26 protein-coding genes are annotated in these 26,291 nt (G+C 64.0%); 15 read left to right on the plus strand and 11 right to left on the minus strand.

Going from position 1 to position 26,291, the window contains the following annotated elements; all coding sequences use genetic code 11:
* The first annotated feature begins 28 nt into the window (after positions 1-28).
* Positions 29-964, plus strand: coding sequence for a cation diffusion facilitator family transporter (locus AOA14_RS01530; RefSeq protein WP_238929708.1), 936 nt, complete (start codon positions 29-31; stop codon positions 962-964).
* Between the two features lie 126 nt (positions 965-1,090).
* Here AOA14_RS01530 and AOA14_RS01535 read toward each other — a convergent pair whose 3' ends face one another.
* From AOA14_RS01535 to AOA14_RS01545, 3 genes are all read right to left on the minus strand, one after another.
* Positions 1,091-2,263 (minus strand): hypothetical protein, encoded by a 1,173-nt coding sequence (locus tag AOA14_RS01535; protein WP_062900490.1) that lies wholly within the window; start codon positions 2,261-2,263, stop codon positions 1,091-1,093.
* Between the two features lie 218 nt (positions 2,264-2,481).
* Complete coding sequence (locus tag AOA14_RS01540) at positions 2,482-3,081, minus strand: outer membrane protein (protein WP_238929709.1); 600 nt, start codon at positions 3,079-3,081, stop codon at positions 2,482-2,484.
* A 270-nt stretch (positions 3,082-3,351) separates the two neighbouring features.
* Positions 3,352-5,538, minus strand: a complete 2,187-nt coding sequence (locus tag AOA14_RS01545) for a putative bifunctional diguanylate cyclase/phosphodiesterase (protein WP_082819780.1) — start codon at positions 5,536-5,538, stop codon at positions 3,352-3,354.
* Positions 5,539-5,969: 431 nt separating this feature from the next.
* On the opposite strand from AOA14_RS01545, the gene AOA14_RS01550 reads away from it, so the two are divergent.
* Positions 5,970-6,905: an SDR family oxidoreductase gene (locus AOA14_RS01550; RefSeq protein ID WP_082819781.1), complete on the plus strand. Its 936-nt coding sequence runs from the start codon at positions 5,970-5,972 to the stop codon at positions 6,903-6,905.
* 362 nt (positions 6,906-7,267) lie between these two features.
* Here the strand turns inward: AOA14_RS01550 and AOA14_RS01555 are convergent, their stop codons facing one another.
* The 3 genes from AOA14_RS01555 to AOA14_RS01565 all read right to left on the minus strand — a co-directional run bounded on the left by AOA14_RS01555 (position 7,268) and on the right by AOA14_RS01565 (position 8,899).
* On the minus strand, positions 7,268-7,858 hold the full coding sequence (locus tag AOA14_RS01555; protein WP_062900492.1) for a DUF305 domain-containing protein: 591 nt from the start codon (positions 7,856-7,858) through the stop codon (positions 7,268-7,270).
* 154 nt (positions 7,859-8,012) lie between these two features.
* Entirely contained in the window at positions 8,013-8,414 is a 402-nt protein-coding gene (locus tag AOA14_RS01560) for a DUF1398 domain-containing protein (RefSeq protein ID WP_062900493.1), read from the minus strand.
* A 32-nt stretch (positions 8,415-8,446) separates the two neighbouring features.
* Positions 8,447-8,899, minus strand: coding sequence for a MarR family winged helix-turn-helix transcriptional regulator (locus AOA14_RS01565; protein WP_062900494.1), 453 nt, complete (start codon positions 8,897-8,899; stop codon positions 8,447-8,449).
* A 795-nt stretch (positions 8,900-9,694) separates the two neighbouring features.
* Between AOA14_RS01565 and AOA14_RS19100 the strand changes: the two genes are divergently transcribed.
* Positions 9,695-9,829, plus strand: coding sequence for an entericidin A/B family lipoprotein (locus AOA14_RS19100; RefSeq protein WP_082819782.1), 135 nt, complete (start codon positions 9,695-9,697; stop codon positions 9,827-9,829).
* Positions 9,830-10,232: 403 nt separating this feature from the next.
* Here AOA14_RS19100 and AOA14_RS01570 read toward each other — a convergent pair whose 3' ends face one another.
* The gene (locus tag AOA14_RS01570) at positions 10,233-10,622 is read right to left on the minus strand and encodes a hypothetical protein (protein WP_062900495.1); all 390 of its coding nucleotides are present in this window, start codon (positions 10,620-10,622) and stop codon (positions 10,233-10,235) included.
* A 203-nt stretch (positions 10,623-10,825) separates the two neighbouring features.
* Here AOA14_RS01570 and AOA14_RS01575 point away from each other — a divergent pair, with 203 nt between their 5' ends.
* The 3 genes from AOA14_RS01575 to AOA14_RS01585 all read left to right on the plus strand — a co-directional run bounded on the left by AOA14_RS01575 (position 10,826) and on the right by AOA14_RS01585 (position 12,699).
* Positions 10,826-11,173, plus strand: a complete 348-nt coding sequence (locus AOA14_RS01575; protein WP_062900496.1) for a response regulator — start codon at positions 10,826-10,828, stop codon at positions 11,171-11,173.
* 326 nt (positions 11,174-11,499) lie between these two features.
* The gene (locus tag AOA14_RS01580) at positions 11,500-12,240 is read left to right on the plus strand and encodes a Crp/Fnr family transcriptional regulator (protein ID WP_062900497.1); all 741 of its coding nucleotides are present in this window, start codon (positions 11,500-11,502) and stop codon (positions 12,238-12,240) included.
* 261 nt (positions 12,241-12,501) lie between these two features.
* On the plus strand, positions 12,502-12,699 hold the full coding sequence (locus AOA14_RS01585) for a CsbD family protein (protein ID WP_062900498.1): 198 nt from the start codon (positions 12,502-12,504) through the stop codon (positions 12,697-12,699).
* A 175-nt stretch (positions 12,700-12,874) separates the two neighbouring features.
* Here the strand turns inward: AOA14_RS01585 and AOA14_RS01590 are convergent, their stop codons facing one another.
* Genes AOA14_RS01590 through AOA14_RS01600 form a run of 3 tightly spaced genes read right to left on the minus strand, consistent with a single transcriptional unit; the run spans position 12,875 to position 15,910 of the window.
* A complete protein-coding gene (locus tag AOA14_RS01590; RefSeq protein WP_062900499.1) occupies positions 12,875-13,945 on the minus strand; it encodes a response regulator in 1,071 nt (356 codons plus the stop codon).
* A 20-nt stretch (positions 13,946-13,965) separates the two neighbouring features.
* On the minus strand, positions 13,966-14,415 hold the full coding sequence (locus tag AOA14_RS01595) for a response regulator (protein WP_062900500.1): 450 nt from the start codon (positions 14,413-14,415) through the stop codon (positions 13,966-13,968).
* Positions 14,408-15,910, minus strand: a complete 1,503-nt coding sequence (locus AOA14_RS01600; RefSeq protein ID WP_062900501.1) for a sensor histidine kinase — start codon at positions 15,908-15,910, stop codon at positions 14,408-14,410. Before AOA14_RS01600 ends, AOA14_RS01595 begins: the two co-directional genes overlap by 8 nt.
* Before the next feature lie 512 nt (positions 15,911-16,422).
* On the opposite strand from AOA14_RS01600, the gene AOA14_RS01605 reads away from it, so the two are divergent.
* From AOA14_RS01605 to AOA14_RS01635, 7 genes are all read left to right on the plus strand, one after another.
* Complete coding sequence (locus AOA14_RS01605; RefSeq protein ID WP_062900502.1) at positions 16,423-17,082, plus strand: hydrolase; 660 nt, start codon at positions 16,423-16,425, stop codon at positions 17,080-17,082.
* A 68-nt stretch (positions 17,083-17,150) separates the two neighbouring features.
* Positions 17,151-17,987, plus strand: a complete 837-nt coding sequence (locus AOA14_RS01610) for an alpha/beta fold hydrolase (protein ID WP_062900503.1) — start codon at positions 17,151-17,153, stop codon at positions 17,985-17,987.
* A gap of 23 nt (positions 17,988-18,010) precedes the next feature.
* Complete coding sequence (locus AOA14_RS01615; RefSeq protein WP_062900504.1) at positions 18,011-18,259, plus strand: XapX domain-containing protein; 249 nt, start codon at positions 18,011-18,013, stop codon at positions 18,257-18,259.
* Positions 18,256-20,187 carry an amidohydrolase gene (locus AOA14_RS01620; RefSeq protein ID WP_062900505.1) on the plus strand — a complete coding sequence of 644 codons (1,932 nt, stop codon included), beginning with the start codon at positions 18,256-18,258 and terminating at the stop codon, positions 20,185-20,187. The genes AOA14_RS01615 and AOA14_RS01620 overlap by 4 nt, the downstream gene beginning before the upstream one ends.
* A gap of 3 nt (positions 20,188-20,190) precedes the next feature.
* Entirely contained in the window at positions 20,191-20,601 is a 411-nt protein-coding gene (locus AOA14_RS01625; RefSeq protein ID WP_062900506.1) for a DoxX family protein, read from the plus strand.
* Positions 20,598-22,175 carry an MFS transporter gene (locus AOA14_RS01630; RefSeq protein WP_062900507.1) on the plus strand — a complete coding sequence of 526 codons (1,578 nt, stop codon included), beginning with the start codon at positions 20,598-20,600 and terminating at the stop codon, positions 22,173-22,175. Before AOA14_RS01625 ends, AOA14_RS01630 begins: the two co-directional genes overlap by 4 nt.
* Entirely contained in the window at positions 22,175-23,533 is a 1,359-nt protein-coding gene (locus AOA14_RS01635; protein WP_062900508.1) for an alginate export family protein, read from the plus strand. Before AOA14_RS01630 ends, AOA14_RS01635 begins: the two co-directional genes overlap by 1 nt.
* Here the strand turns inward: AOA14_RS01635 and AOA14_RS01640 are convergent.
* Positions 23,530-24,459, minus strand: a complete 930-nt coding sequence (locus AOA14_RS01640) for a LysR family transcriptional regulator (RefSeq protein ID WP_062900509.1) — start codon at positions 24,457-24,459, stop codon at positions 23,530-23,532. The two genes, AOA14_RS01635 and AOA14_RS01640, sit on opposite strands and share 4 nt — an antisense overlap.
* Before the next feature lie 111 nt (positions 24,460-24,570).
* Here AOA14_RS01640 and AOA14_RS01645 point away from each other — a divergent pair, with 111 nt between their 5' ends.
* Positions 24,571-25,269 (plus strand): pirin family protein, encoded by a 699-nt coding sequence (locus tag AOA14_RS01645; RefSeq protein ID WP_062900510.1) that lies wholly within the window; start codon positions 24,571-24,573, stop codon positions 25,267-25,269.
* Between the two features lie 53 nt (positions 25,270-25,322).
* Entirely contained in the window at positions 25,323-26,021 is a 699-nt protein-coding gene (locus AOA14_RS01650) for a pirin family protein (protein ID WP_062900511.1), read from the plus strand.
* Positions 26,022-26,291: the final 270 nt, after the last annotated feature.

Here is a 26,291-nt window from a genome sequence, read left to right on the forward strand (position 1 = left end):
TTGCGGACGTTGATCCCATGTCCGTAAAGTGAGTTTGTTCATGATCCAGCCAGCAACGAAAGAAGATGGCCACACGCATGGCGCGCATGATCATGCGGCGGGTGCTAGTTCGCGAAGCCTCGCGATCGCTTTGGCGCTGACTGCGCTGTTTCTGATCGCTGAACTCGCCGGAGCCTGGCTTTTCAACAGCCTCGCGCTCTTATCCGACGCTGCGCACATGTTCACCGATACAGCAGCGCTGGCGCTCGCGCTGGTTGCCGTCCGGATCGGGCGAAAGCCCGCGGATGCCCGCCGCACCTATGGTTATCGCCGCGTCGAGATCCTCGCGGCAGCCTTCAATGCGTTGCTTCTGCTTGCCATCGCCGCCTATGTGCTCGTGGCGGGGGCAAGGCGCCTTTTCGCGCCCGAGGATGTCGGCTCGATCGGAATGCTCGCCGTCGCGGCCGTCGGGCTCGCGGTCAATCTCGTCGCCATGCGCGTCCTCGCGCACGGCGCGCGGGACAGCCTCAATGTCAAGGGCGCCTATCTCGAGGTCTGGGCCGACATGCTGGGATCGCTCGGCGTGATCGGCGCGGCCGGCCTCATCTGGCTGACCGGCTGGCGCTGGGTCGACCCTCTGGTCGCGATTGCAATCGGGCTCTGGGTAGTTCCGCGCACCTGGATATTGCTGCGCGATGCCGCCAATATTCTGCTACAGGGCGTTCCGCGCAGCGTCGACCTCGACACTGTCCGCGCGCAAATCCTGGCTTGCGGGGGAGTGGTCGCGGTCCATGAACTTCATCTCTGGTCGGTCGCCGGGAACGACATGAATTTCACCGCGCATATCGTAACCGCGACGCCTGATGGGCACGGCAGGGTCCGGCGGGAAGTGGCGGAAACATTGCAAGAGCAATTCGGCATTACGCACGCGACGCTACAGCTCGAAACGACGGGACGCGCGTGCAAGACGCCCGCGCACCCCTGACGCCTGCCCGAACCGGGAGATCATACGCGCCGGGTGGTACGACGGCTATCGCATGTGGGCAAACTCGCCCGACCGGCGGCATCTGCTGGTCCCGCAATTCCGCAGATGGGAGCTGCGTCGGCGCGGCTAGAGTCCCGCTATTTCTCCGCTGTCGATCGCCTTGCGGACGCAGGCCTTTTGCGCCGCGTTCGCCGCAACGGGATCGGTCCGGGCGAGTTGTTCGGCGGCAAGTTTCGCGCCCGCCATCTGGTCCGCAGGGACAGTCTCGACCGCGACATCCCACCAGTCGCCTATCTGCCAGCTCGGGCCGGAAACCGGGCCTTCGGCCGCGATCTTCTCGATGAACAGTTCGACATGCGCCCGGCACGCCGCCGCGTCGAGCCCGGAGCCGGCTTCTGTCCGCGCGGCGACAGCGGCGCGCATCTCACGATGAGCGCGGTAGCGCGCAAGCAAAGCCAGCCCGTCGATATCGGGCGTGCGGCGCACCGCCAGCGCGGGATCACGGCGGCACATCATCTGCGCGGCGTGCCGCGCGAGATCATTGGATGGCGAGGCAAGCTCGGCGCGCCCGAATTTGCGCAGCCGCTTGCCACCCGCAGAGAATTCGCTGCCGGCGAGCATCTGGACCTGCAAGGCGGCACAGTCGGCGCGATAGGTCGCCAGCATGAAGGCTTCGCCGCGCGGGCCATCGGCAGGCAGGAGAAAGGCCGCGCCATAGTCGATCTGCCCGCCCCCGCGATCGACCCAGCGCAGATCGAAATATTTGGCGCCGTCGGGCCCAAGCGTGTCGGGCACGGGATTGGCTTGTCCCGACCGCGCAACAAGGTCGGCGAGTTCCGCCTCGGTTTCGGCCTCCCCGGCTTCGCCGGCCGCGGCCAAGGCTAGCCGATACTGGCCCTGCGCGGCGTCGGGCGCGCCGAGCGCAGCATAGGCACGGCCAAGATCGCGATGCCACGCGGGCAGGATGGCGAGCATATGATGACGCGGCGCGACGAGCGTTTCGAGCATGTCGGCGGCTTCGCGCGCGCGGCCTCCGTCAAGGGCCTGCCGCGCCGACCGCGCCAGATCGGCATCGCGATCGACCTGACTTTGCCCGGAGGGTGGCGGCGGAGCGGCCAGCGAAGGCGCGGCCGCCGAAATTGCCGTAGCGATCCCGGCCAGCAAAAATCTGCGCGAGGCAAGCGCGCCGATGACGCGCCGTAGCAATGTGCAACTCGTCGGGGCGCCAGCGACCTTAGATGTCCGCATATCGATCGACGGTGCGCGCCGCCCCGCAAGAGCCGATACCGCTTTGTCCATGCCCGCCCCCTTCAACCTTCAAATTCAGCTTCGGGCAAAAGGCCCCGAAGTCAAGAGCGTAGCGAAGATCATCCCAGGCCAGGTCCGTACGCGGATTTCCTATCCTGCGGAGCAGAACCCCTTGCCTGCCCGGCCGCGGGTCCCGCTGGACAGCCGGGCGTACCGAAAGCGGGATGGAAAGGGCAGCCGGCTGGCGCCCCTTCCCCCCTCTGGCTCGACTAGAAGCGATAGCCCCCAGCGAACACGACCTGATGGCGCGACGCCTTGAGCCCGGTGCCGACACCGGCATAGCTATATTCGCCATAATCGGAATAGCGATATTCCAGCCGCCCGAAAATCGGACCCGATACATATTCTGCTCCGCCGCCAAGGCGATAGCCGTCCAGATTGTCGCCCTCGGTGAGGCTGCTCGTGCCGTCATTATATTTGAGCTTCACCCGGGCATTGGTGTAGCCGCCCTTGGCAAAAAGCAGGACATTGTCGCTGGCCGCAAAGCCGATCCGCGCGCCGACATAGAGGTCACGGCCGGTCACGAGCGATGCCCGGTCCCCCGGGACAACGACGTCGGAGACGTTTTCCTCGGCGGTCGAGTCGGAGATCTCGGTTTCGATTCCGAGGATCGCTCCACCCAGATCGACATCATAGCCGGCGGTCAGGCCATAAGCGAAGCCGCCTTTCGAGCCGCTGTCGCCGTCGAGTTCGAGCTTCACGCTGTCATAGCCTGCAATGGCGCCGAGCTTGAAACCCGCCAGACCGCTGCTGTCCTGCGCGTGCGCGGGAACCGCGAAAAGCGTTGCGGCAAATGCCGCCGTCATCATCTTTCTCAAATTTTTCCTCCTGTTGACGAGCACTTGGCTCGCGCCCGGAAGAAAAGGCGCAACGAGCTAAGTCAAACTCACTTCGGATATAATTGTCGATAAATTTTGCTTGTTGCCGTTGCGCCACAATTGCGCGCGATATCTCTGGCGCACGTCGCGGGATCGCCGACACCACATGCACTGTCGATCCGATCGGATGAGCATCGCACTATTCGGGCTAGACCGCCCGTCTGCAGTGGATCTGCGTCATTGTCCTAGGGCGACGCAACGTCAGCCCGCGGAGCCGCCGATTTCGCGCAGTGTCCCCGCGTTTGCAAAATAAAGCTCCTCGAACAATGCGGGCGGGACCGGAGGGCCGAACCAGTAACCCTGCCCCTCCTCGCATCCCTGCTCGCGCAAGAAGGCTGCATCCTCGGCCGTTTCGACGCCTTCGGCGATTACGGAAATGCCGAGACGGCGCGCCATGTCGATCAGCGTGGTGACGATGATGCGCTCGCGCGGCGCACTACGCACCATCCGGGTGAAGCTCTTGTCGATCTTGATGTGGGTGACGGGCAGCGTGCGGAGCAGGTTGAGCGACGCAAAGCCGGTGCCAAAGTCGTCGAATGCGAGGTGGACGCCCTGATCGCGCAGTGCACCGAGCTGTTCGACGATCGGTGCTTCGCCCTCGATCAGGATATTCTCGGTGATCTCGAGTTCCAGTGCACTGGGCGCCAGGCCGCGGCGCGCGCAGACGCCGCGCACCAGCTGCGGCAGATCGCCGGCGCGAAACAGCGACGCCGAGAGATTGATGCCCATCCGGAAATCGGGTGCGCGAGCGCGCCAGAAAGCTGCGCAGACGCTGGCCTCCTCGACGACCCAGCGCGCGACCGGCGCGGCGAGCGGCCCGGCTTCGAGCGCGGCAAGGAACGCGGCGGGCTCGAGCAGTCCGCGCTCGGGATGTTTCCACCGGATAAGGGCTTCGGCCCCGGTGAGCGCACCATCGGCGAGGCAGAACTGCGGTTGATAGAATAGACAGAATTCGCCGGCTTCGAAGGCCCGGTGCAATTCGGCGTCATACATGCGCCGTGCGACCGCTTGGGCGCGCAGCGCGGGCACATAGACATAACGCGACCCTGGCCCGAGCTGGCGAGCCTGGAACAGCGCCAGTTCGGCGCTGCCGATCAGCGCGTCGGCCTCACCGCCATGATCGGGCGCGAGCGCGATCCCGACATGGCCCGACAAATGATGTTCGACGCCATCAATATGGATAGGAGCGGCGATCGCTGCAATCATGGCCTCTGCCAGGGCATCGACTGCCAGAAGCGCGTCCGCCGCCACAAGCAGCGCAAAGGCAGCGCCGCCGCAACGCGCTGCCATATCGGATTCCTTAACCAGCGTGCCCAGCCGCGTCCCGATTTCGCCGAGCACCGCATCGCCCGCTGCCTGACCGAGCGCGTTGTTGACGTCCCCGAAGCCCGCGAGATCGGCGACAAGGAGCGCGTGCGGCGCGCCGGCGACGGCGGCTTCTGCCAGGCGCGCGCGCAGGAGATTGCGATTGGGCAGGCCAGTGAGCGCGTCATAATTCGCCAATCGGTAGAGCGCGTCATGCTCGGCCTGCGCTTCGGTCATGTCCCGCACGATCGTGCCGAAATGGATGGCACCATTCTCGAACCAGTGCGACCAGTGAATCTCGCCCGGAAAGCGGGTGCCATCGGCCCTCACTCCCGTGAGCGGTGTCGCCTCGGTAACCGGCGTGCCCCCTCCGCGGACGCGCGCGATCGCGGCGTGGACGAGCGGATGATCGCGCGGATCGATGATGCTGTCGATCGGCTCGCCGATCATCGCCGCGGCATCGTGACCGAACATCATGCTCGCTGCCGCATTCCAGGCGGTTACGCGCGCTCCGGCATCGAAGCAGATGACCGCATTGGGTGACGTCGAGGCGCTCGCGGCAAAACGATTGGGCCGGGTTGCGGCCTGAACGCCGAGCCGGCGAAGCTCGAGCTTGTCCGACACGAGATCGGCGAGGGCGCGCAATCGCGCCCGGTCCTCGGGCGACAGGCCGGCGCGCGGCGCCGGATCGAGCACGCACAGCGCGCCAAGCGCATGGCCGGACGGCGATCTGAGCGCGGCCCCGGCGTAGAAGCGGATGAGCCCCTCGGCGACGAGCGGATTGTCGTGAAAGCGCGGATCGAGCGTCGCATCCTCGACGACGAGAATATCCTGGGCATTGATCGCATGCGCGCAGAAGCTCGCATCGCGCGACATGTCGCATGCCCCAACGCCCTCGCTTGCGGCAAAAAAGACATGGTCATCGCCGATCATGTTGACGGCAGCCGCGGGACAATCGAAGGTGCGCGCCGCCATTTCGACGATCGGCTGCAGGCCGGGCAAGCCGAGTGCGGGGTCTATCCCATATTCTGCGAGCGCTGCGAGCCGTCCGACTTCGTCAGCGCTTCGTTCGGGACATCGCAAGGCCGGCCTCCTCTCCCCGCATGATAAGCCATGCTTTGGTCAAATCGGCGTTAATCAGACCCCCAATAGGTCAATATTACATTGGTAAAGCCAGCGCGATCGCAACCATTTTGGTCTCAATTTTCCCGCCAGCGGCCCGCGGATGGCGGCGGGGGCGCCGCGCAATGGCGCGGCGCGGATCGCGCGGGTGCAATTTTGGCCCGCCAAGCCTTTAATCTTTGATCTGGCGATCGATACAGCAAGCAAGGCCGCTGGCGGGAACCCGTCTCGCGGACGCCCCTGCGGCCAGGCACCTCTCCGCTCAACCGCCGCGACATGGAAAATGATGAGGCAGGCTTGGCCGAACACGAAGCCGCGCCGACGAGCATGCGCAACCATCCTTCGCTTTGGATGGTTCGTGCTTAGGAGCGGGGGCAGAAGAGGAAAGCAGAATGACCCGCAAAGCCAAAGCCGGAAAGGTCGGCGAAAACAGCAAGGAGAAGCGCGGCAAGCAGATCGCGGCAGCCAAGCTGCGCAAGCAAGTGGGCGACAGCAAGTCGATCGCCGCGCCGCTGGTCGATAGCGAAGCGACGCTGGAGCGCAAACCCGAGTGGGAGCCGCGCTATCGGGGTTCTGATCGCCTGGCCGGGAAGGTCGCGATCGTGACCGGCGGCGACAGCGGCATCGGCCGCGCGGTCTGCGCACTCTTCGCGCGCGAAGGGGCCGACATCGCCATCGTCTACAAGTCGAACACGCGCGATGCCGAAGCGACGGCCGGGATCGTCGAGGCCGAGGGACGAACCTGCCTGACCATCAAGGCCGATGTCGGGCGGGAAGATGCTGCGGCGAAGATCGCGGACGAGACGATCGCCAAATTCGGTCGCATCGACATATTGGTGAACGATGCCGGCGAACAGCATCCCGCCGAGGACATCCGCGACATTTCGGCCGAACAGCTCGAGCGGACCTTCGCCACCAATATATTCGGCATGTTCTATCTTGTTCAGGCGGTACTACCGCACCTGCGCGCGGGCTCGGCGATCGTCAACTGCACCAGCGTCACCATGTACCAGGGAAGCGCCGGACTGCTCGACTACAGTGCGACGAAAGGCGCGATCACCGCCTTCACCCGGTCGCTGAGCGAGAATCTCGTCGGCAAGGGCATTCGCGTGAACGCGGTCGCACCGGGGCCGATCTGGACACCGCTCAACCCGCGCGGCGGCGCGCCCGCCGAAAAGGTCGCGACGTTTGGCGAGAGCACGCCGATGAAACGACCGGGTGAGCCCAATGAGGTCGCACCCTGTTTTCTGTTCCTCGCCTGCGAGGACAGCAGCTATATGTCGGGCCAAGTGCTTCACCCGAACGGCGGCACCATCGTCAACGGATGAGCGACCCCGCTCTGCCGAGCGCCGCCGTAGGTGGCAGTTGCCCGCCCCTCACTCAAAATATCTACACGAGCCCCCGTCACTGCGGCGGCGCGCGCAGGACAGCGGTCGGACCATGGCTGATCCAGCGCGTAGAGCCATCTGCGACCAGGCGGCTCACGCAAACAGGCGAGGCCGGTGCACGCTCTGCGGAGGGGCTGCGTCGCCTAACGCAGCCTCTTACGGACGGATGGGTCTCGGTCGCTCGGTCACCCGTTCGGACTGCAAGCAGACCGTCGCGCGCGACGCCCATGAAGCTCCCCGAGCCGGCGGGCCCGCAGGCCGGGCCGGTGAGCCAAGGGGTGCTGCACCATGGACGCCAGTGATCAGCGATCGACCATCTTGCTCTGTGAGGGATCCCAGTCACCCGCGTTGAGGTGCCCCTCGAAGTCGGGCACTGGCCGCGCCCGAGCTTCCTCGGGGGTTGCCGCGATGCCGTGTGCCTCTATGTCGGCGATCAGCCATCTCATCTCGGAGATTTCCTTGCGCTGGGTCCGTATGATCCCGTTCGCAAGCGCGCGCACGCGCGCATCGTGGATGCGGGCCCGCTCGCTGGTCAGAATGGCGATCGAATGGTGCGGCACCATCGCGGACATATAGTCGGTGTCACCGACGGTTATCTGGCTGCGGACGAGAAAGAGCGAGCCGGCGAATACGGCCGCCGCGGCGCCGATTATGATCATATTCTTCTGCGAATTACGGTACATTGCGCGCATGAAGCCCAGCATGATCAGCGCCATTGCGGCGCCCATCACCAAGGTCATCCAGAAACGCGTCTCGCTCCACAGGACATGATCGAGCGCATAGCTATTGAGATACATGAGCCCGAACATCACCGCGGTTGAGGTCCCCACCATCGCCATGAAGCGCAGGTAGTTGCCATTGTTCGAGCCGGCTTCATGCTGACTGTGGTTCATCTTGCGTCTCCTCCGGAGCCCCCGCAGGAAGAAGCGCGCCGGACGTCACAGGGGTTCCCGCGCCCTGCGACGCGCGGCGCCTTACGCTCGAACAATATCCGAACTCTCCGGCCGGCAGAGACGGCTTGCGGGCCGTCCTTCGGTGGGCGCCGCATCAGCTATCGAACAGCTCGACATGCGTCTCGGCGGTGCGCCCGTAATAGACCACGCGCCGGCCCAGGAAGGAGACATGATAGCCGGCGCAGCCGGCCGTCTTGGCCTGCGCACTGAACGCGGCATAGCTGTAGTGGGGCACGTCCGACTGCGCCCAGCGCACCAGCGCCGCGATGCGCGCGTCATCGAAGCGGGCCGAAACGTCCTCTGAACAGGATGGCATCGCGAGCTCGACGCTGTCGCCGTCGGGGAGATAATAGATCTGCATGGCCCGGCGATAGTCGACATCATAGCCTTCGAAACCCGCGTCGATGAGCTTGCCGACAATCTCGGGGAAACTCACGCGTCCGTCGTAAGCAGCGTTTAGACAATATTCGGCGGTGGCGGTCTGGTCGGCGTGCATGTTCACGTCCTTTCGTTCGAAGATCTTTGCGCTCAGTCGACAGGAGCGGCCGAGAGGCCGTTCCGGGCGATCAGCGTCTCTAGAAGGGCGCGCAGCTCGGCGCGTTCGGCATTGCTCATCACCGCAAAAAAATCGGCATCATTGCGATCGGCAAGCGCAGCAATCGCATGCACCTTCTGCGCACCGGCCAGCGAGAGCGAGAGGCTGTGGCCCCTTTTATCGGCCGGATTTTCGCGCCGCTCGACAAGGCGCTTGGCAATGAGCCGGTCGGCGAGCTTGCTGATCGCTCCTCTGGTCATCCCCATCTTCGTGGCAAGTACCGATGGCGCCATCTCGGTCTCATCATAGAGCGAGCGCAGCATGACCCATTCGGCGACCGTCACAGCTTCGGCTGCGATCTTGCGCGCGAACTCGTGCGACACTGCGTTCGAGACGCTGCGCAGCAGATATCCGAGATGCGCCGTCAATTCAGAAACACCGCTCATGGCCGCTCCCTTCGCGGCCCGGTCGCACAATAAAGTTTCCTAGTCAACTATATTTGGTGGAGAGGGCGAGGCTGCGACTTGGCACGGGTCAGCGACCGCGCCCGGAGGGCGAGCGTTCCCCCAACCGCGTCGGTTGGCGGCGGCGCGGCATCGAGCCCGCGAATGCGCAGAGGTTTGATTTCTGTCGGTCGGCTTGGCCAAGGCAGGGGTTCACCGGTCTGCATGCGACCAGCGGAGCGAGCCACGATGCGGGACGCGCGTCGATCTTGTCGCCGGGACTCTTCCGATATGCGCCGCAACCGATGCCCGCGAGATCACATGTACGGGCGCGCGCTGGCGGCTCGGCCCCAAGCGTAGGAAGTGCCGTCAAACATCATTTCGGATCGAACTTGATCTATTTTATGTCGGCCGCCGATCGCTGCGGCTAAGCATCGCCTCCCATTCTGCTGCGCGCGACCCGGAGCAGATGTGAGTCTGCCTCCAGCTGGCGTAGCCATATTGCCACGGGGGCCGGAAGGGCTTCGCCGAACGCGAAGCCCTTCTTGGCTTATCGTGCCGCCGACATGCGGGCAGCCGTTCGCTCCGCCAGCATTCCCGCAAGCCAGAATACACCGCCTAAACAAAATGGTGCGATCGACAGGGTGCCGGCCAGATCCGATGCCTCTCCCCAAATTGCCCGTTCGGCGGTGAATTCAAACGCCCCGGCTGACAGGCGCCGAAGCGGCGGAACAATTAGCGCGTGAATTCGTAAGGCGAGGCAGAGGCGCTAGTACGCCTTGTCACCGGAGAGAGGATATGAAGAAGCTGCTGACAATTTTCGTGATCAGCGGATCGCTGCTGGTCTTGTCGGCCTGCAACACCGTTGAAGGAGCGGGCAAAGACATCGAATCGGTCGGCGATTGCGCCGATGGCGTCAAGGGCAACTGCTAGGATTAACGCCGCTTTTGCGAATGCCGCGAACGGAGGCTGCGTCGGTTGCCGCGCACGGAGCGTGATCGCGTTCGAGTGAAGTTGCTCTGTCGTCAGCCGCGCCGAGACGCCGGCGACCCTCGGCGGATACGACCGCCGAGGGTCGCCCATCCACGCACGCCTTCCTTCCGTCCGCCTGATTGTCGCCTCTCCGCTCGTTCCCGGTTCTGCCGCACCATATTGCCTTGCGCCGCTTATTTGGCTTCCTTAGCCGACAGCGTCCTTTTCGCTGCCGCTCATCTGCGGCGCGATATCCTCTTCCTGCCAGTGCGTCCGCCGCCTTGCCGCTGCGGTTGACCGCGTTGCCCGCACAAGAAAAGGCCCGCCGAGGCGGGCCCAGTTTGCCACGGGGTATGGCGGGAGATCAGGATTCGGTGCCGGGCGTGCCCAGCTTGGGCGCCTTGCCATCTTCGATGCGGCCTTCATTGCGAAGGTCGCGGCCTTCCTGCGCTTTGCGCTTGGCCTCGGGGCTGTCACCATTTTCGTGCAGCTCTTCCTTCACATAGCCGGCGGCTTCCTTGATCTTTCCTTCGATGCTCATGCTGTCCTCCAATTGATTTGACATCGGATCAACCCATTGAATCAGAGGAAAGTTTCTCTGCGAGCGAGCAGTATATTTTTGCTTCGGCAGGAAACATTTGCCCGGTGCGGGTGTTGCGCGCGGGCGGCCGAGTGCGCGGGGCGCGACTGGGCCGGGCACGAGGGCGCGGAAATTCTCGGCGGCTTCGCCGCAATGGTGCGGCGGCAGAAGCAAAGCGATGCGTTCCCGCCTTTTTCTGAAAAGCCGCCCCGCAGCCGTCCTCCGCCTTGCACCGCCGCTCCTTGCGGCACGATCGCGAATTCTTTGCCTGCCGCGCGGAACATCGAGGCGTCGCGCAAGTTCCTGAGGAACGCTGACAAATTTGACTCATTCTCGTCGCTTCCCATGAGCGCGGGATAGCTTGCTATGGGCTTCAAATGACAAGCAGGATATTGATCGTCGAGGACGACCCGCTGGTGGCGATGATGATCGAGGGTTTCCTCGACGCGCTCGGTTGCGAACTTGCCGGCTGCGAAGGAAGTCTGGCCGGCGCTCTCGCGCGCTTGGCATCGCCCGATTTCGATGCGGTGATCCTGGACGTTCATCTTGCCAATGGCGAGACGAGCGAGGCGGTGGGTAAGGCGCTCTGCGAGGCAGATATTCCCTTTGTCGTCGCGACGGGCGACGGCGGCGCTGCTCGGTCCGGATTCGGAGAGGCGGCGGTGGTACGCAAGCCTTTTACCCTCGATGCGCTTGCGGCCGCCCTCGCCAGCATTGGCGTCTAGCGGCACTTCAGCCTGGCTCCGTCTATCGCGATCCATCCCACGCCGCGCGCCAGCGCCTTCGCGACTGCGGCGGCGGGGCTTCGCGACGATGATCGATCAACCGAGGAAAAGGACCGACCAGGATCCTTACAGGTACGTCCGCCTTTACCGGCGACGCCTTGCGGCAAATGACGCCATAAGCGGCGTCGACGCGCGACGCTGACCGACCGATGCGCGAAGCGCTGCGCGCCCGGCAATCTCGATATTGCGCGTTCCGCGATAGCGGCTAGAGCATTGCACATCACAAGCCGAGCGCGCGTCGTCCGCGGCAAGGAAAGGCATTGATAATGTTCGACCGCGACAAGGCGCCACCCGGCATGGGTGTGTTTCTGGCCAAGCTGCTCAGCCACAGCCTCCTGTCCACCGAGGACCAGGCGGCGATTGCCGCTCTGCCGCATCGCACGCGGCACCTGGAACCCAATGACTATATCCTGCGCGAAGGCGAGCGATCCGATATCTGCCCGGTGCTGCGATCGGGCTTTGCTTACCGCCAGAAGACGACCCTCGATGGCGGCCGCGAGATCGTCGCGATCAAGATCCCTGGCGACCCGCTCGATTTCCAGTCGATGTATCTTCGCACCGTCGATCATAATTTGCAGGCGCTCACCGCCGTTGAACTGACCGTGATCATGATTTCGGATTTCGAGCGGCTCGTGCAGGCCCGCCCCGCAATCGCGCGCGCCGTCATGGTCGATATACTCATCGAGGCGTCGATCGGTCGCAAATGGCTGCTCAACAACGGGCGCCGCAACGCACTCGCACGGCTCGCCCATCTTTTGTGCGAGCTCCACTTCCGGTTGGACGACACCCACTGGGGCGGGCTCGACGTGCGCAAAATGCCGCTCACCCAGGAGCAGCTCGCGGACGTTCTGGGGCTGACGCCGGTGCATGTGAACCGGACCCTCAAGGCGCTTGAGCGCTCGGGTTCGATCGTCCGCGAAGGTCGCGGGATCCGGATTGCCGATCTCGATGCATTGATCGCGGTGGCGGACTTTTCCGATCTCTATCTCCACCGCGATCAGTCCTGATCGGCCGAGGCGCGCGATCCGGACAAGGATTTGCCGTGCAGCCGCGAGGGGTAAGGCAAGCCTCGCGCCGCCTAGCGCACGCCTGCCAGAGATACGCCTGCCCCGCGCTCACCGCCGCCGAACCCGGTGCGCAACACCGCCTCAATTGCTTGCGCCTAACCTATGTTATGTGGCGACTTTTTGAAGCGCGGCCGGTCGGCTTAAGATGGAACAGCTCGCTTGCCCCGCGCGTTGACCGATCAGACAGAATGGAGACCGATCATGAACAACGATACGATCAAGGGTAATTGGGAGCAGGTCAAAGGCCATGTTCAGAAGAAATGGGGCGAGCTCACGAACGACGAGGTCGATCAGATCAATGGCAGCCGCAAGGTGCTCGCCGGCAAGATTCAGGAAAAATATGGCCGCGCCCAGGATGAAGCCGAGCGCGAGATTGACGAGTTCGAAAACAGCTACTGACCTCGACGAGGTTCAGCAAAGCCCGCGCGGTGCAACTGCGCGGGCTTTTTCGTGTCCAAACAGGAACTGGGCGCAATCTTCGCAAAATTTCAGGCGACCCGACGCGCCGACCGGCACGTCCAACGGCGCCCAACGCCACGCTTGCACCGCCCCGGCCCTTCCCTTGGCAATATGCTCAGATAAAGGGCTCGAAGGCTTTGAGTTCACCAGCCTTGAGGGGCAGCAGGATCCTGGCACGCATTCCCCGTCCGCCCGCCTGGTCAGACTCATAATGCACCTCGGCGCGGTGGGTACGTGCGATTGCATCGATGAGCTTTGTACCCAGCCCGGTGCCCTGCGCCGGCCCGCCGGCTGAAAAACCAGGCCCGTCATCTTCGACGCCGAGTTCAACCATGCCATCGCCGCTCCGGCGCAGAATGATCCTCACTGCGCCGTCTTCGGCGGCCCCATAGGCATATTTGCAGGCATTGCTCACCCATTCATTGGCGATCATTCCGAGCGCGACGGCCTTGTCGGTCGCGATCCGCAACGGCTCGGCCTCGGCGCGAACTTCGCGGTGCGCCGCGCCGGTCGACCAGCTGGCGCCGAGGTCGGCGGCGAGGCCCTCCAGATAGTCGTCCATCGCGACGAATTCGACGTCATTGCTGGTGTAGAGACGGCGGTTCACCTGCGCGACGGTTGCGATCCGCTGCTGGGTCTTCTTGAGTGCCTCGCGCGCTTCGGGATCGGGGAGTGTCTTCGCCTGGAGCGCGACGAACGACATGATCATCTGGAGATTGTTCGCGACGCGGTGATTGACTTCCGTCAGCAGCGCCTCGAGCCGCGCGTTGCTGGCCCTGAGCTCCTCCTCGGCGCGCTCGCGATCGCGGCGGAGGCTGGCGCGTTCAAGGACCTGCCCGAAGGTGCTCGCCAGCAGGTCAAAGAAATCGCTGCCTACCGATTTCACGACATAATCGTCGGCACCCGCCTTGAGCGCGGCGACCGCGACGCGGCTCTCCTCCGAACCCGTCACATAGACGATCGGCGGACAGCCCGCGACGCGGCGCAGTGCATCAAGCGTCGAGAGCCCGTCCTGCCCAGGCATGTAATGATCGACGGCGATTAGGTCGAAACGCCCTGCACGGGTCATCATGACCCCCTCGGCCCCGCTTGCTGCCAGGCTGACCTTGAACCCCTCGCGTTCGAGATTGCGCGAGACGAGGCGGCGGATGCCCTCGTCATCGTCGATATAGAGAATATGCGCCACGCTTGACTAAGCCCTTCCGGTCAGGCCTGGTCGGGATCGGGGACCTGGATCACCGACAGAAAGAGGCCGAGCTGGCGGATCGCATCGGCGAAATTTTCGTAATTCACGGGCTTGGTGATGTAGACATTGCAACCCAGATCATAGCAGCGCTGGATTTCGACCTTGTCGTCGGTCGTCGTCAGTACCACGACGGGCGTCCGGCGCAGCGCACTGCCCGCGCCTTTCAGCCGTGCCAGAATATCGGTCCCGCTCATGTCGGGAAGATTGAGGTCGAGAAGGACGAGCGCCGGACCGTTGCGCGCTGGCCCTTCCGCAGCATCATAGAGAAAGTCGAGCGCCGACGTGCCGTCGGTAAAGTGATGGATGGCGTTCGAAATGCCGGCGCGGCGGATATTCTTTTCGATCAGCCGGGCATGACCTTCGTCATCCTCGATCATCACGATATTTACGGATTGCTGTTGCTCAGGCATTTTCTTCTCCGCCTTTCCATTCGACCGGCAATGTGAGACGGAAAATCGATCCCTCGTCCAGCGCCGATTGCACGTCGATCGTGCCGCCAAGGCGATAGGCAAGCGCCCTGGCGTGAGCGAGACCAATGCCCTCACCGGGCTGGTCCTGTGTTCCCGACCTTCTGAAGAGGTCGAAGATGCGATCATGGTCGCGCGGGTCGATCCCGCGGCCATTGTCCTTTACCTCGACGTATGCCCGTCCATATTCGCATTGTCCGCTGACGGCGATCACGCCGGGCCGGTCGGGCTTGAGATATTTGAGCGCATTTTCGATGAGGTTCGAGAGTATCTGTTCGACGGCGAGCCGGTCGTTGACGATCTGCGGCAAATCGCCGATTTCGAGCCGCGTCCCCGTATCCTGGATGCGATGCTCGAGGCTGTCGGCGATCGTCTTGACGACGAGCCCAAGGTCGAGCCGTTCGGGCGCCAGCGACCGCCGACCCTGGCGCGACAGATTGAGGATCGCGTTGATGAGCCGGTCCATCTTCTGGGTGGAGCTGCGGATGAAGCCGATCGCTTCGGGAAGGTCTTCCTCGATCGCGAGGCGGGTCGCGGGATCGGGCGCCTGCCAATTTCCTTCCTCGCTGCGCGCGAGATAATCGGCGATCGCCTTGCGCGCTGCTTCCAGCTCGGCGGTAAAGCCCATCACATTGACCAGCGGCGAGCGAAGGTCGTGACTGACGATATAGGCGAAGCGTTGGATCTCGGCATTGGCCCGGCTGAGCTCGGCGGTGCGCGCTTCGACAAGCTCCTCGAGGCTTTCGTTCAAATGGCGAAGCTGTTCGCGCGACAGGCGAAGGTCGACGAGATTGCGGCGAATGAGAAGAAGCGTGATCGCGGCGACCGCCAGAATGAGCAGCCCGGTGATCAGCAACGTGGTGTTGAATAGCGCCTGCGTGCGCCGCTGCTTGCTTTCGCGCTCGCGAAGCAGCGCGAGTTCGTGCGCCATCATGGCATCGACCACCCCGCGAACGTCGCGGACATAAGCGACCCCCGTATCGCTCGCAAACCCCTCGACGACCGCGCGCCGTGCCGCGATGCCGCCGCCGATCGCCTTGCGATTATAGGCGCCATAAGCGTCGATGAGCTTGCGAAGCCGCGCCACGCGCGCCACCTGCTCCGGATTGTCCCGGATCAACGCGCCAAGTTCGCCGAGCTGTGCCCGGGCGCTCTCCTCGGCCTTGTCCATGATCGCGGCGAAGCGCGGATCGTTGGTCAACAAAAGCCCGCGTCTTGCGGTCTCCATCCGCTCATTGGCGCTCGCGAAGGCGCCAAGTCGCGCCTCGACCAGCAGCGTGTGCGAGACGCGCTGGGCAATTTCCTCATTCTGGCGCTGGGTCCAATAGGTTGCCGCGGCAGCAACGAGCAGCGCGACAAATCCGAGCGCGAGCAGCGCTACGATAGTGCGGCTTGCGCGGCGGTCGCGTCCGAGCGACGCGATCTTCTTCGATTCCATAGAGGTTGCCGTCTCCGCGCCGCGAGTGGAGAAGACCCATGGCGAGACCGGACAGATTGCGCAAGCCCTCGAAAAGCGAACGCAGGAACGCTGGCCGGGCGAACTTAACCTATATCAAACTGCCGCGCCTATCGCCTCTCAGGTTCAATCGACCGAGCGGTGGGCGAGCTACTCCTCGTCCCCGAAGCGTGCCGCGAAAAATATGGCCAGCATGAGCATGATCGCAAATGCGACCAGCCCGATAAAAAGCATCCCCTGCCTCATGCCGCCATCCTTACCAGACCTAGCCGACCACACAATCGCATTGGATCCGTCTTGCCCGCCGCGATGCCGCTATTGACGAAAGCCCAATGACATCCACTGGTCGCCGTGCGGCGCTGATGATTTGCTTTTCTATATTTTAGAATGGAAGCGGCAATTTTATCTCACTGTTTAGGATGGTCGCCTCCGCGTAGATCGACTGTACCCCGAATGATCGGGATCACCGATCTTCCAGAGAAGGAGTGCCACCCATGTCGATCAAAGCCACCCCGACCCCCGCCAAGGCGCTGCTGGATCCCAGCAATCATGCGCTGGTCCTCATCGATTTCCAATCGCAGATGGCGTTCGCCACCAAGTCGATCGCACCCGAACTGCTTCGCAACAACGCGGCACTGGTCGCCAATAGCGCTGCCGGCTTCGCCGTCCCGACCATACTGACCACGGTTGCCGAGAAGAGCTTCTCGGGCCCGATGTTCAGTGAGATCACCGATGCATTTCCGGGGCAAGCGCTGTTCGATCGCACCAGCATGAACACTTGGGAAGACGCCGCCGTGATCGGCGAAGTCAATCGCATTGGCAAGGAGCGGCTCGTGTTCGCCGGCCTCTGGACCTCGGTCTGCATCGTTGGCCCCGTGCTCTCGGCGCTTGAACAGGGCTATGACGCCTATGTCATCACCGACGCGAGCGGCGATATCTCGACCGAAGCGCATGAGCGCGCCGTCGAGCGCATGGTGCAGGCCGGCGCGAAGCCGATCACCTCGCTGCAATATCTGCTCGAACTGCAGCGCGACTGGGCGCGCGCCGAAACCTATGACCTCACGACCGGCATCGCTCGCAAATGGGGCGGCGCCTACGGCCTTGGGATCACCTATGCCAAGACGATGTTCGGCGCCTCCGAGGCCTCGAAGTGATTTCACCCGCCGGACCGGAGGGTTGTTGAATCCGGTCCACTCCATCCAAATGCTGAAGGGAATTTGTCATGAGCTATGTAACCACAAAGGACGGCACCCAAATCTTCTACAAGGACTGGGGTCCGAAGGACGCGCAGCCGATCGTCTTTCATCATGGCTGGCCGCTGTCGTCGGACGACTGGGACAACCAGATGCTCTTCTTCCTCGCCATGGGCTACCGCGTCGTGGCGCACGACCGCCGCGGTCATGGCCGGTCGCAGCAGGTGAGCGAGGGTCATGACATGGATCATTATGCGGCCGATGCAGCGGCCGTGATGGAACATCTCGACCTGCGGAACGCGGTTCATATCGGGCACTCGACGGGCGGCGGCGAAGTCGCAGCCTATGTCGCCCGCTACGGCATTCCCCAGGGCCGCGTCGCCAAGGCGGTGCTGGTATCGGCGGTGCCGCCGATCATGCTGAAGACCGACCGCTATCCCGGCGGCCTGCCGATCGAAGTGTTCGACGGAATCCGCAGCGAATTGGCGGCCAACCGGTCGAAATTCTTCCGCGACCTGCCCTCGGGCCCCTTCTACGGCTTCAACCGCGAGGGTGCGACCGTCATTCCTGCCGTAATCGACAATTGGTGGCGTCAGGGCATGATGGGCAGCGCCAAGGCGCATTATGACGGGGTCAAGGCCTTTTCGGAAACCGACCAGACGGAAGATTTGAAGGCGATCAGCGTGCCGACCCTCGTGCTGCACGGCGACGATGATCAGGTCGTGCCGTACAAGAATGCCGGCGTACTCCAGGCCGAAATCCTGCCGAATGCGACGCTCAAGATCTACGAGGGCTTCAGCCACGGCATGCTGACGGTCAACGCCGACGTCATCAACCCCGACCTGCTGGCCTTCGTACAGGCCTGAGGCAAATAAGGGAGAACGGACCCGTGAAAATCTATCTCGTCTCGCTGGGCGCCGGACTGCTCGCCGGTCTTGTCTACAGCCTGCTCGGTCTCCGTTCTCCCGCGCCTCCGGTCGTCGCGCTGGTCGGCCTCGCCGGAATCCTGCTCGGCGAACAGATCGTCCCCGTCGTAAAGCGTCTCGCCGATACCACTGAACTGGCTCGCTTCGTCCGGGAAGATTGCACACCCCAAGTCCTCGGCGCACCGCCGCCGCGCCGCGAGCATGACGCATGAACCCGATAACCCGCCGCCAGGCGCTTGCCGGCGCCGCCACCACCGCCCTTCTCTCATCATCGGAAAGCTTCGCCATGAGCCCCAAGGATCTGATCATCGTCAACGCCAAGGTGACCACGCTCGACAAGGGCAATCCCGTCGCCGAAGCGGTCGCGATCCGCGACGGAAAATTTCTGAGCGTCGGCGGTGAGCAGGCGGTCCGCGCCGCCGCCGGACCCGACGCAACCGTCATCGATGCCAAAGGCCGCCGTCTGATCCCGGGGCTGATCGACAGCCACATCCACGTCATCCGCGGCGGGCTCAATTATAATATGGAACTGCGCTGGGACGGCGTGCCGAGCCTCGCCGAGGCGATCGCAATGCTGAAGCGCCAGGCGGAAAACACCCCGCCGCCGCAATGGGTGCGCGTCGTGGGCGGCTTTACCGAGCATCAGTTCGCCGAAAAGCGCCTGCCGACGCTCGACGAGATCAACGCCGCGGCGCCCGAGACGCCAGTGTTCATCCTCCACCTCTACGACCGCGCGCTGCTTAATGCCGCCGCGCTGCGGGCGGTCGGATACACGAAAGACACGCCGAACCCGCCGGGCGGCGAAATCGTCCGCGACGCCGCGGGCAACCCGACCGGTCTGCTGCTGGCGCAGCCCAATGCGACCATCCTCTATGCGACGCTCGCCAAGGGTCCGAAGTTGCCAGAGGAGTATCAGCTCAACTCGACGAAGCACTTCATGCGCGAGCTCAATTCATTGGGGGTCACCAGCGTCATCGATGCGGGCGGCGGCTTCCAGAACTATCCCGACGATTACCAGATCATCGAAAAGCTGCATCAGGATGGCGAGATGACACTGCGCATCGCGTACAACCTCTTTACGCAAAAGCCGAAGGAGGAGCTTAAGGATTTCGCGACCTGGTCGACCCAGGTTAAACCCGGCGACGGCGACGACACTTACCGCCACAATGGCGCGGGCGAGATGCTCGTCTATTCGGCCGCCGATTTCGAGGATTTCCGCGTCGAACGCCCCGACATGCCGGCGAACATGGAAAGCGACCTCGAACCCGTCGTCCGCCTGCTCGCCGAACGCAAATGGCCTTGGCGGCTCCACGCGACCTACGACCAGACCATCGGCCGCGCGCTCGACGTGTTCGAAAAGGTCAACAAGGATATCCCGCTTCAGGGCCTCAACTGGTTCTTCGACCATGCCGAGACGATCAGCGAGCGCAACATCGACCGCATCGCCGCGCTCGGCGGCGGCATTGCGGTCCAGCACCGGATGATGTTCCAGGGCGAATATTTCATCGAACGCTATGGCGCCAAGGCCGCCGAAGCGACCCCGCCGATCAAGCGGATGATGGAGGCCGGAATCCCCGTCGGCGCGGGCACCGACGCGACGCGCGTTGCGAGCTACAACCCGTGGGTCTCGCTCTCGTGGCTCGTAACCGGCAAGACGCTCGGCGGTACGAACCTCTATCCCGTCCGCAATCGCCTCGACCGCGAAACCGCGCTGCGCCTGTGGACCGAAAAGAATACATGGTTCTCGAACGAGGTCGGCAAGAAGGGACAGATCAAGGCCGGCCAGCTCGCCGATCTCGCCTTGCTTTCGGATGACTATTTCAGCGTCGCCGAAAGCGAGATCGTGCATCTGCGTTCGGTGCTGACCATACTCGGCGGCAAGATCGTGCATGGCGAGGGCGATTATGGCCCGATCGCCCCCACGCTGCCCAAGCCGATGCCCGACTGGTCGCCGGTCGCGACCTTCGGCGGCTATCATCGCCGGCCCGAAGGCGCGCAGAAGATGGCATCCGCCTGCGGCTGCGCTTCGTCCTGCGCCGTCCACGGCCATGACCATGCCGCAGCGCTCGGCGCCAACACCCCCGCCGCCGACGTCCAGAGTTTCTGGGGCGCGTTCGGCTGCGGTTGCTGGGCAGTCTGATCGATGAACGCGCCCGCTCCCATCGCCCGCCTGCTTGGCAAGCGCGGCTTCTCAACCCTTGCTGCAGCGCTTCTCACCTTGCCTTATTGGACGAGCGGGATCACCAAATTATTCGATATGTCAGGCGCGCTTGGCGAGGCCCGGCATTTCGGGCTCGAACCTGCGATACTCACCGTCATCGCAACAATATTCGTCCAGATCGGCGGTTCGCTCCTCGTCATCCTTGGCCGCCAGGCGTGGCTCGGCGCGGGCGCGCTCGGCGTATTCACCGCCGCGGCGACGCTGATCGCGCATCCCTTCTGGGAGGTCGCCGACCAAATGGCGCGCTTTCACGAGCGTAACAGCTTCCTTGAACATGTCGGACTGATCGGCGGCCTGATGCTCGCCGCGATCCTGCGGACGCAAAAATCATGACCGACACGGCTTCCCCTCCCCCGCGTCCGCTCGCAAGCCCGCTATTCCGCGCGCTGTGGATTGCCACGGTCGTCTCGAACATCGGCACCTGGATGCACGACGTCGGGGCGGGCTGGCTGATGACCTCGCTGTCGCCCGATCCGCTGATGGTCGCATTGGTGCAGGCCGCCACAACCTTTCCGATGTTCGTCCTCGCGCTTCCCGCCGGAGCGCTCGCCGACATCGTCGACCGGCGCAAGCTGCTGATGGGGGCGCAACTGTTCGGCCTAACCGGCGCGGCAATTCTGTCGGCATTGACGCTCGCGGGTCTGACCGACGCCCGGGTCCTGCTCGCCTTTACCGCCGCCATCGCGATTGGCGCGGCCTTTTCGGCGCCTGCCTTCCAGGCGATCGTCCCCGAACTCGTGCCAGGACCCGCACTGCAACAGGCGGTCGCGCTCAATTCGCTGGGCGTCAACATCGCGCGCGCGATCGGCCCCGCGCTCGGCGGCCTGATCATCGCAGCATCCGGGCCGGGCGCAGTATTCGCCGTCAATGCCCTTTCCATCCTCGGCATATTGGTGGTGCTCGCGCGCTGGCGGCGTGTCGCCCCCGATCGGCACCTGCCCGCCGAGCATATGGTGGGCGCGATGCGCGCCGGCTTGCGCTATGCGCTGCGAGCGCCCGAACTTAAGGTCGTGCTCGTCCGCTCGGTCGGCTTCTTCCTCTTCGCCAGTGGTCTCTGGGCGCTGCTGCCGATCATAGCGCGCCGCGACCTCGGGCTCGGCCCGCTTGGCTATGGCGGCCTCCTCACCTTCATGGGATTGGGCGCGATCGGCGGCGCGATGCTGATGCCAAAGCTGCGCGGCACAATGGGCGCCAATGCGATCACCCTCGCCGCCTCGATCCTGCTCGCCATCGCCATGGCGGGCTTGTCGCAGGCTGCGCAATTCGCGACCGCTGCGGCGGCGTTGTTCGTCGCGGGACTCGCATGGATCGCAATGATGGCGTCGCTCAACGGCGGCGCGCAGGCAACGTCGCCGGGCTGGGTCAAGGCGCGCGCGCTCGCCATCTACCTGCTCATTTTCCAGGGTTCGATGGCCGCGGGCTCGACCTTGTGGGGATCGATCGCCTCGCACATCGGCGTGCCATCGACCCTGCTTGCGTCCGCCACTTTGCTCGTTGCAGCGAGCCTGATCCTCGCCTGGCGCTTTCCGCTCGACCGCGCGAGCGCGCTCGATCTTGCCCCTTCGTCGCATTGGCCTGCGCCACTTGTCGACGGCGCGGTCGAACATGACAGCGGACCGGTGCTGGTGACGATCGAATATCACGTCGACCCGGCGAAGCTGTCCGACTTCTTCACCGCAATGCAGGCGATGCGCCGCATTCGCCGCCGCGACGGCGCAATCCATTGGGGTGTTTACGAGGATACCGCGGCGCCCGGCACAGTGGTGGAAACCTTCACCGTCGAAAGCTGGCTTGAACATCTGCGCCAGCATGATCGCGTCACCAACGCCGACCGCGTGCAGCAGGACGCGCTCGCTGCCTTTCTGAACGGCGAGGCGCCAGTCGTGCGCCATTTCGTCACCCGCTGATGCGCCACCTCCTGCTCCTCGCCGCGCTCGCGCCCGCAACGGCCTTTGCGCAATCGGTCGAGCAGACCAATTTGCGCTACGACGAGGATTGGTCGCTTCTGCGCGACGTCCCGCGCGAAGGCTGGCGGCAGCCCAAATATGTGCCGCTCGATGACACGGGCGATGCCTATCTGACCCTCGGCACCGAAGCACGGGCGCGCTTCGAGGGCTTCGGCAACAATCTGTGGGGCGATCCGCCGGCGCCCGACGATGGCTATCTCTGGCTGCGTGTCATGCCGCATGCGGATCTTCACGCCGGCCCGGCGCGCGTCTTCGTGCAGGGTATCGCCGGCTATGCACGCGGTGTCGCTGCGGGCAAGGGCCCAGCCGACGAAAGCGGGATCGACCTGTTGCAGGGTTTTGCCGACGTCCGCGTCGCACTGGGCGGCGCCGGCAAGCTGACACTGCGCGGCGGGCGTGAACTCGTTGCGCTCGGGTCAGAGCGCCTTGTCGGCATCCGCTATGGCCCCAATATCCCGCAGGCTTTCGACGGCGTGCGCGCAATCGCGGATATTGGCCCGGTCCGCCTCGACGCATTTCATCTCCGCCCCGTGGCGATCGGTGCCGGCGATTTCGACGACCGCACGTCAACGACCCGGCGGCTCGACGGGCTTTACGTGACCGTCACGCCCGCCAAGGACATCGGGGTCGACGCCTATTGGCTGGGATATTCCAATGAAGCCGCGCGCTTTGCCAGTCGCGCCGGGCGCGAGATGCGCGACACATACGGGCTGCGCTTCTTCGGACGCCGCGGCGACCTGGGCTGGAATTGGGAAGCGATGCTGCAGCGGGGCCACTTCGCGGGCGACCGTATTCGCGCCTGGTCGCTCGCGACCGAAACCAGCTGGAGCTTTCCGCAGGCGGCCCTGAAGCCGCGCCTGCGCCTTCGCGCAAACATCGCCAGCGGCGACCGCGATGCCACGGACGACAGACTCGGCACCTTCAATGCACTATTCCCGAAGGGCAAATATTTCGGCGAACTGTCGCCGATCGGGCCGCGCAACATCATCAACCTCCATCCCAGCATCGATTTCGACCTTGGCGATGGGGCGTCGCTCGAACTCGTCGCCGCACGCTTCTGGCGCGAAAGCCGCGGCGACGGCATCTACGACATACCGGGCGGCCTCATCCGTCCCGCTGGCGGCAGCGAAGCGCGCCACATCGGCGACCAGCTGGAAATTTCGGTTGCTTGGCAAGCGACGACGCTTCTGTCCTTCGCCGCCTCGCTCTCCGCCTTTCGCCCCGGCTCTTATATCCGCGACACGGGACCAGCCCGCACGATCCAAATGGTTGGAGCCGAGGCAATGCTGAAGCTCTAGAGATCGATCATCCCGGCAAGCTCGGCGTCATCCTGTCCGAGCTCGACAAATTGTTCGAGCAGCCACAATGCCGCCGGGCCGGGCGGCGTGTCACGGCGCCAGACGCCCGCAAAGCGATAGGTCCCTCCTGGATGATCGGGCATCGCAAGCTGGATCAGCGTTCCCGTGACAAGATCGGACTCGATCATCGGCAGCGGCATATTGCCCCAGCCTATGCCTTCGCGCAGCAACGCGTGCTTGGCGCCGAGATCGGCAAGTCGCCAGGTCTTGGGACTCATCACCGAATAGTCGCGCCCCTCGGTGAACCGCGATCGGTCGGTCAGGACAAGCTGCGTATAGTCGCGTCCCGCGCCCGGCGGGATACGTTCCATCCGGCTAAGCGGGTGGTCAGGCGCGGCGACCGGGACCATTGGGATCGATCCCGCCGCTATGCATTCGACCCCCTCGACCCCGGCGGCCAGCGGCCCCGATATGCCAAGGATCGCCTTGCGATCGAGAACCATTGCGGTAATCGCCCCGAGCGCTTCGACATGAAGCCGCAGCTGCACCGTCGGGAACTCGGCCGCAAAAGCACGCAGCACCTTGCCGAGCCTTTCGGACGGCAGCATCACGTCGACCGCGAGATCGACCTCGGCCTCCAAGCCGTCGAGCATCCCCTTTACCTTGGCGCGCAGGCCATCGATACCGACGGAAATCGCGCGAACTTCCGACAACAGCGCGCGGCCCGCGACGGTGAGCTGCGGTTTGCGCGTTCCCTCGCGTTCGAAGAGCGTGAGGCCGAGCTGCGCCTCAAGATTGGAAATACCGTAGCTGATCACCGAAACCGCGCGATTGAGCTGACGACCCGCCGCCGCGAAGCTGCCCGTGTCGACGATAGCAAGGAAGATGCGAAGCTGGTCCAGCGTCGGGGTGCCGGGATTGTTCACTTTTCCACTTCCTCGAACAGTTCGATGCAATTTATCCCACTGAACCAAATGGCGGGCAATGTCTAAAAGCTTTTCAACGGCAGCCACCCCGGCGCGCCCTGGAGACACAAAATGATCGAACTTCGCCCTTTCGACAGCCTTGGAGGCGCCAATCACGGCTGGCTCGACGCCAAGCATCATTTCTCGTTCGCGGGCTATCACGATCCCGCGCGCACCAGCTGGGGCAATTTGCGCGTCTGGAATGACGACACGATCCAGCCGCAAACCGGCTTCCCGCCGCATCCGCACCGCGACATGGAAATCATCACCTATGTCCGCGAAGGCGCGATTACGCATCAGGACAATCTCGGCAACAAGGGCCGTACCGAAGCCGGCGACGTGCAGGTCATGAGCGCCGGAACGGGTATCCGCCATTCGGAATATAATCTCGAGGACGTCACCACGAAGATCTTTCAGATCTGGATCGTTCCGACCCGCAGCGGCGAAGCGCCGCAGTGGGGCGCCAAGCCTTTCCCCAAGGGCGAACGCTCGGGCAAATTCGTCACGCTCGCCTCGGGCTACGACAATGACAATGACGCGCTGCCGATCCGCACCGACGCGCGCGTCGTCGGCGCGACACTGCGGGCCGGCGAGACGGCCGAATATCCGCTCGGCAAGGACCGCAAGGCCTATCTCGTCCCGGCGAGTGGCGCGGTGCAGATCGACAACCTCCGCGTGAATGCACGCGATGGAGCCGCAATCAGCGATGTGGACATATTGCGCGTAACAGCGATCGAGGACAGCGAGATCGTCCTCGTTGACGCAGCATGACGACAGGTTGGAGCGTCGCCATCGCGGCGGCGCTCCACCCCAGGAGAAAATAGATGATCCAGTTCAGGGATCGCGGCGCGCGTGGTCGTCACCAAGGCGGCCAGATCGACGCCCATCACAGCTTCTCCTTCGCTGACTATAACGACCCAAGGCATATGGGATTCCGGGCTCTTCGCGTGCTTAACGAAGACCGCGTCGTCCCCGGCGCTGGCTTCCCCGAGCACGGCCATCAAGACATGGAGATCGTGACAATCGTCCTGAAAGGTGCCGTTGTGCATCGCGACAATCTGGGCAACAATGCGATCATTCGCGCGGGCGAGGTGCAGCGGATGAGTGCCGGCACCGGCATCCGGCATAGCGAGCGCAACCCCAGTACCGACGAACCCACCCATCTGCTCCAGATATGGATTATTCCGGCCGAGGCTGGCGGCGCGCCTTCTTACGAACAAAGGTCGTTTGCCGACGACGGTGCGCGCAACCGCTGGGTCACGATAGCAAGCGGTGATGCGCGCGACGAATCGCTGACGCTGCGGCAGGACGCGGTGATGGACGTCGCGCGCCTTGACGACCGCCATATCCTAATGCGCTCGCTCGACCCGACACGCGGCTATTGGGTTCAAGTCGTCGCAGGAATCGTCAGCCTCAACGGAACCGAAATGCGTGAAGGCGACGGCGCCGCGGTCACTTCGGAAGACAGACTTGCGATCGAAGCGGAAACCGACGCGGAGGTGCTGCTAATCGATCTACCTTGACCCGTACGGTACGCCGAAGCCCCGATCACAGCAAGGAAAATGACCATGTGGTCAAGCATCGACCCCGCCGACCGAGCGGCTCCTGTCGACTTCGACTGGCTCTTCCCCGCAGATCTTCAGCGTGTATTCAACGCGCGTGACGCCGGACTGCGGGCCGCTGCAATTAAGACATCAATGTCGCGGAGCCGATAATGTTCGAGGCTGATGCCTTGCGATCTGCTCCCGAGGCCGACGGCGTCTACCACCACGGCATAGGGGCAATGCTCGGGC

This window comes from Sphingopyxis terrae subsp. terrae NBRC 15098, from assembly GCF_001610975.1.
Lineage (GTDB): Bacteria > Pseudomonadota > Alphaproteobacteria > Sphingomonadales > Sphingomonadaceae > Sphingopyxis > Sphingopyxis terrae_A.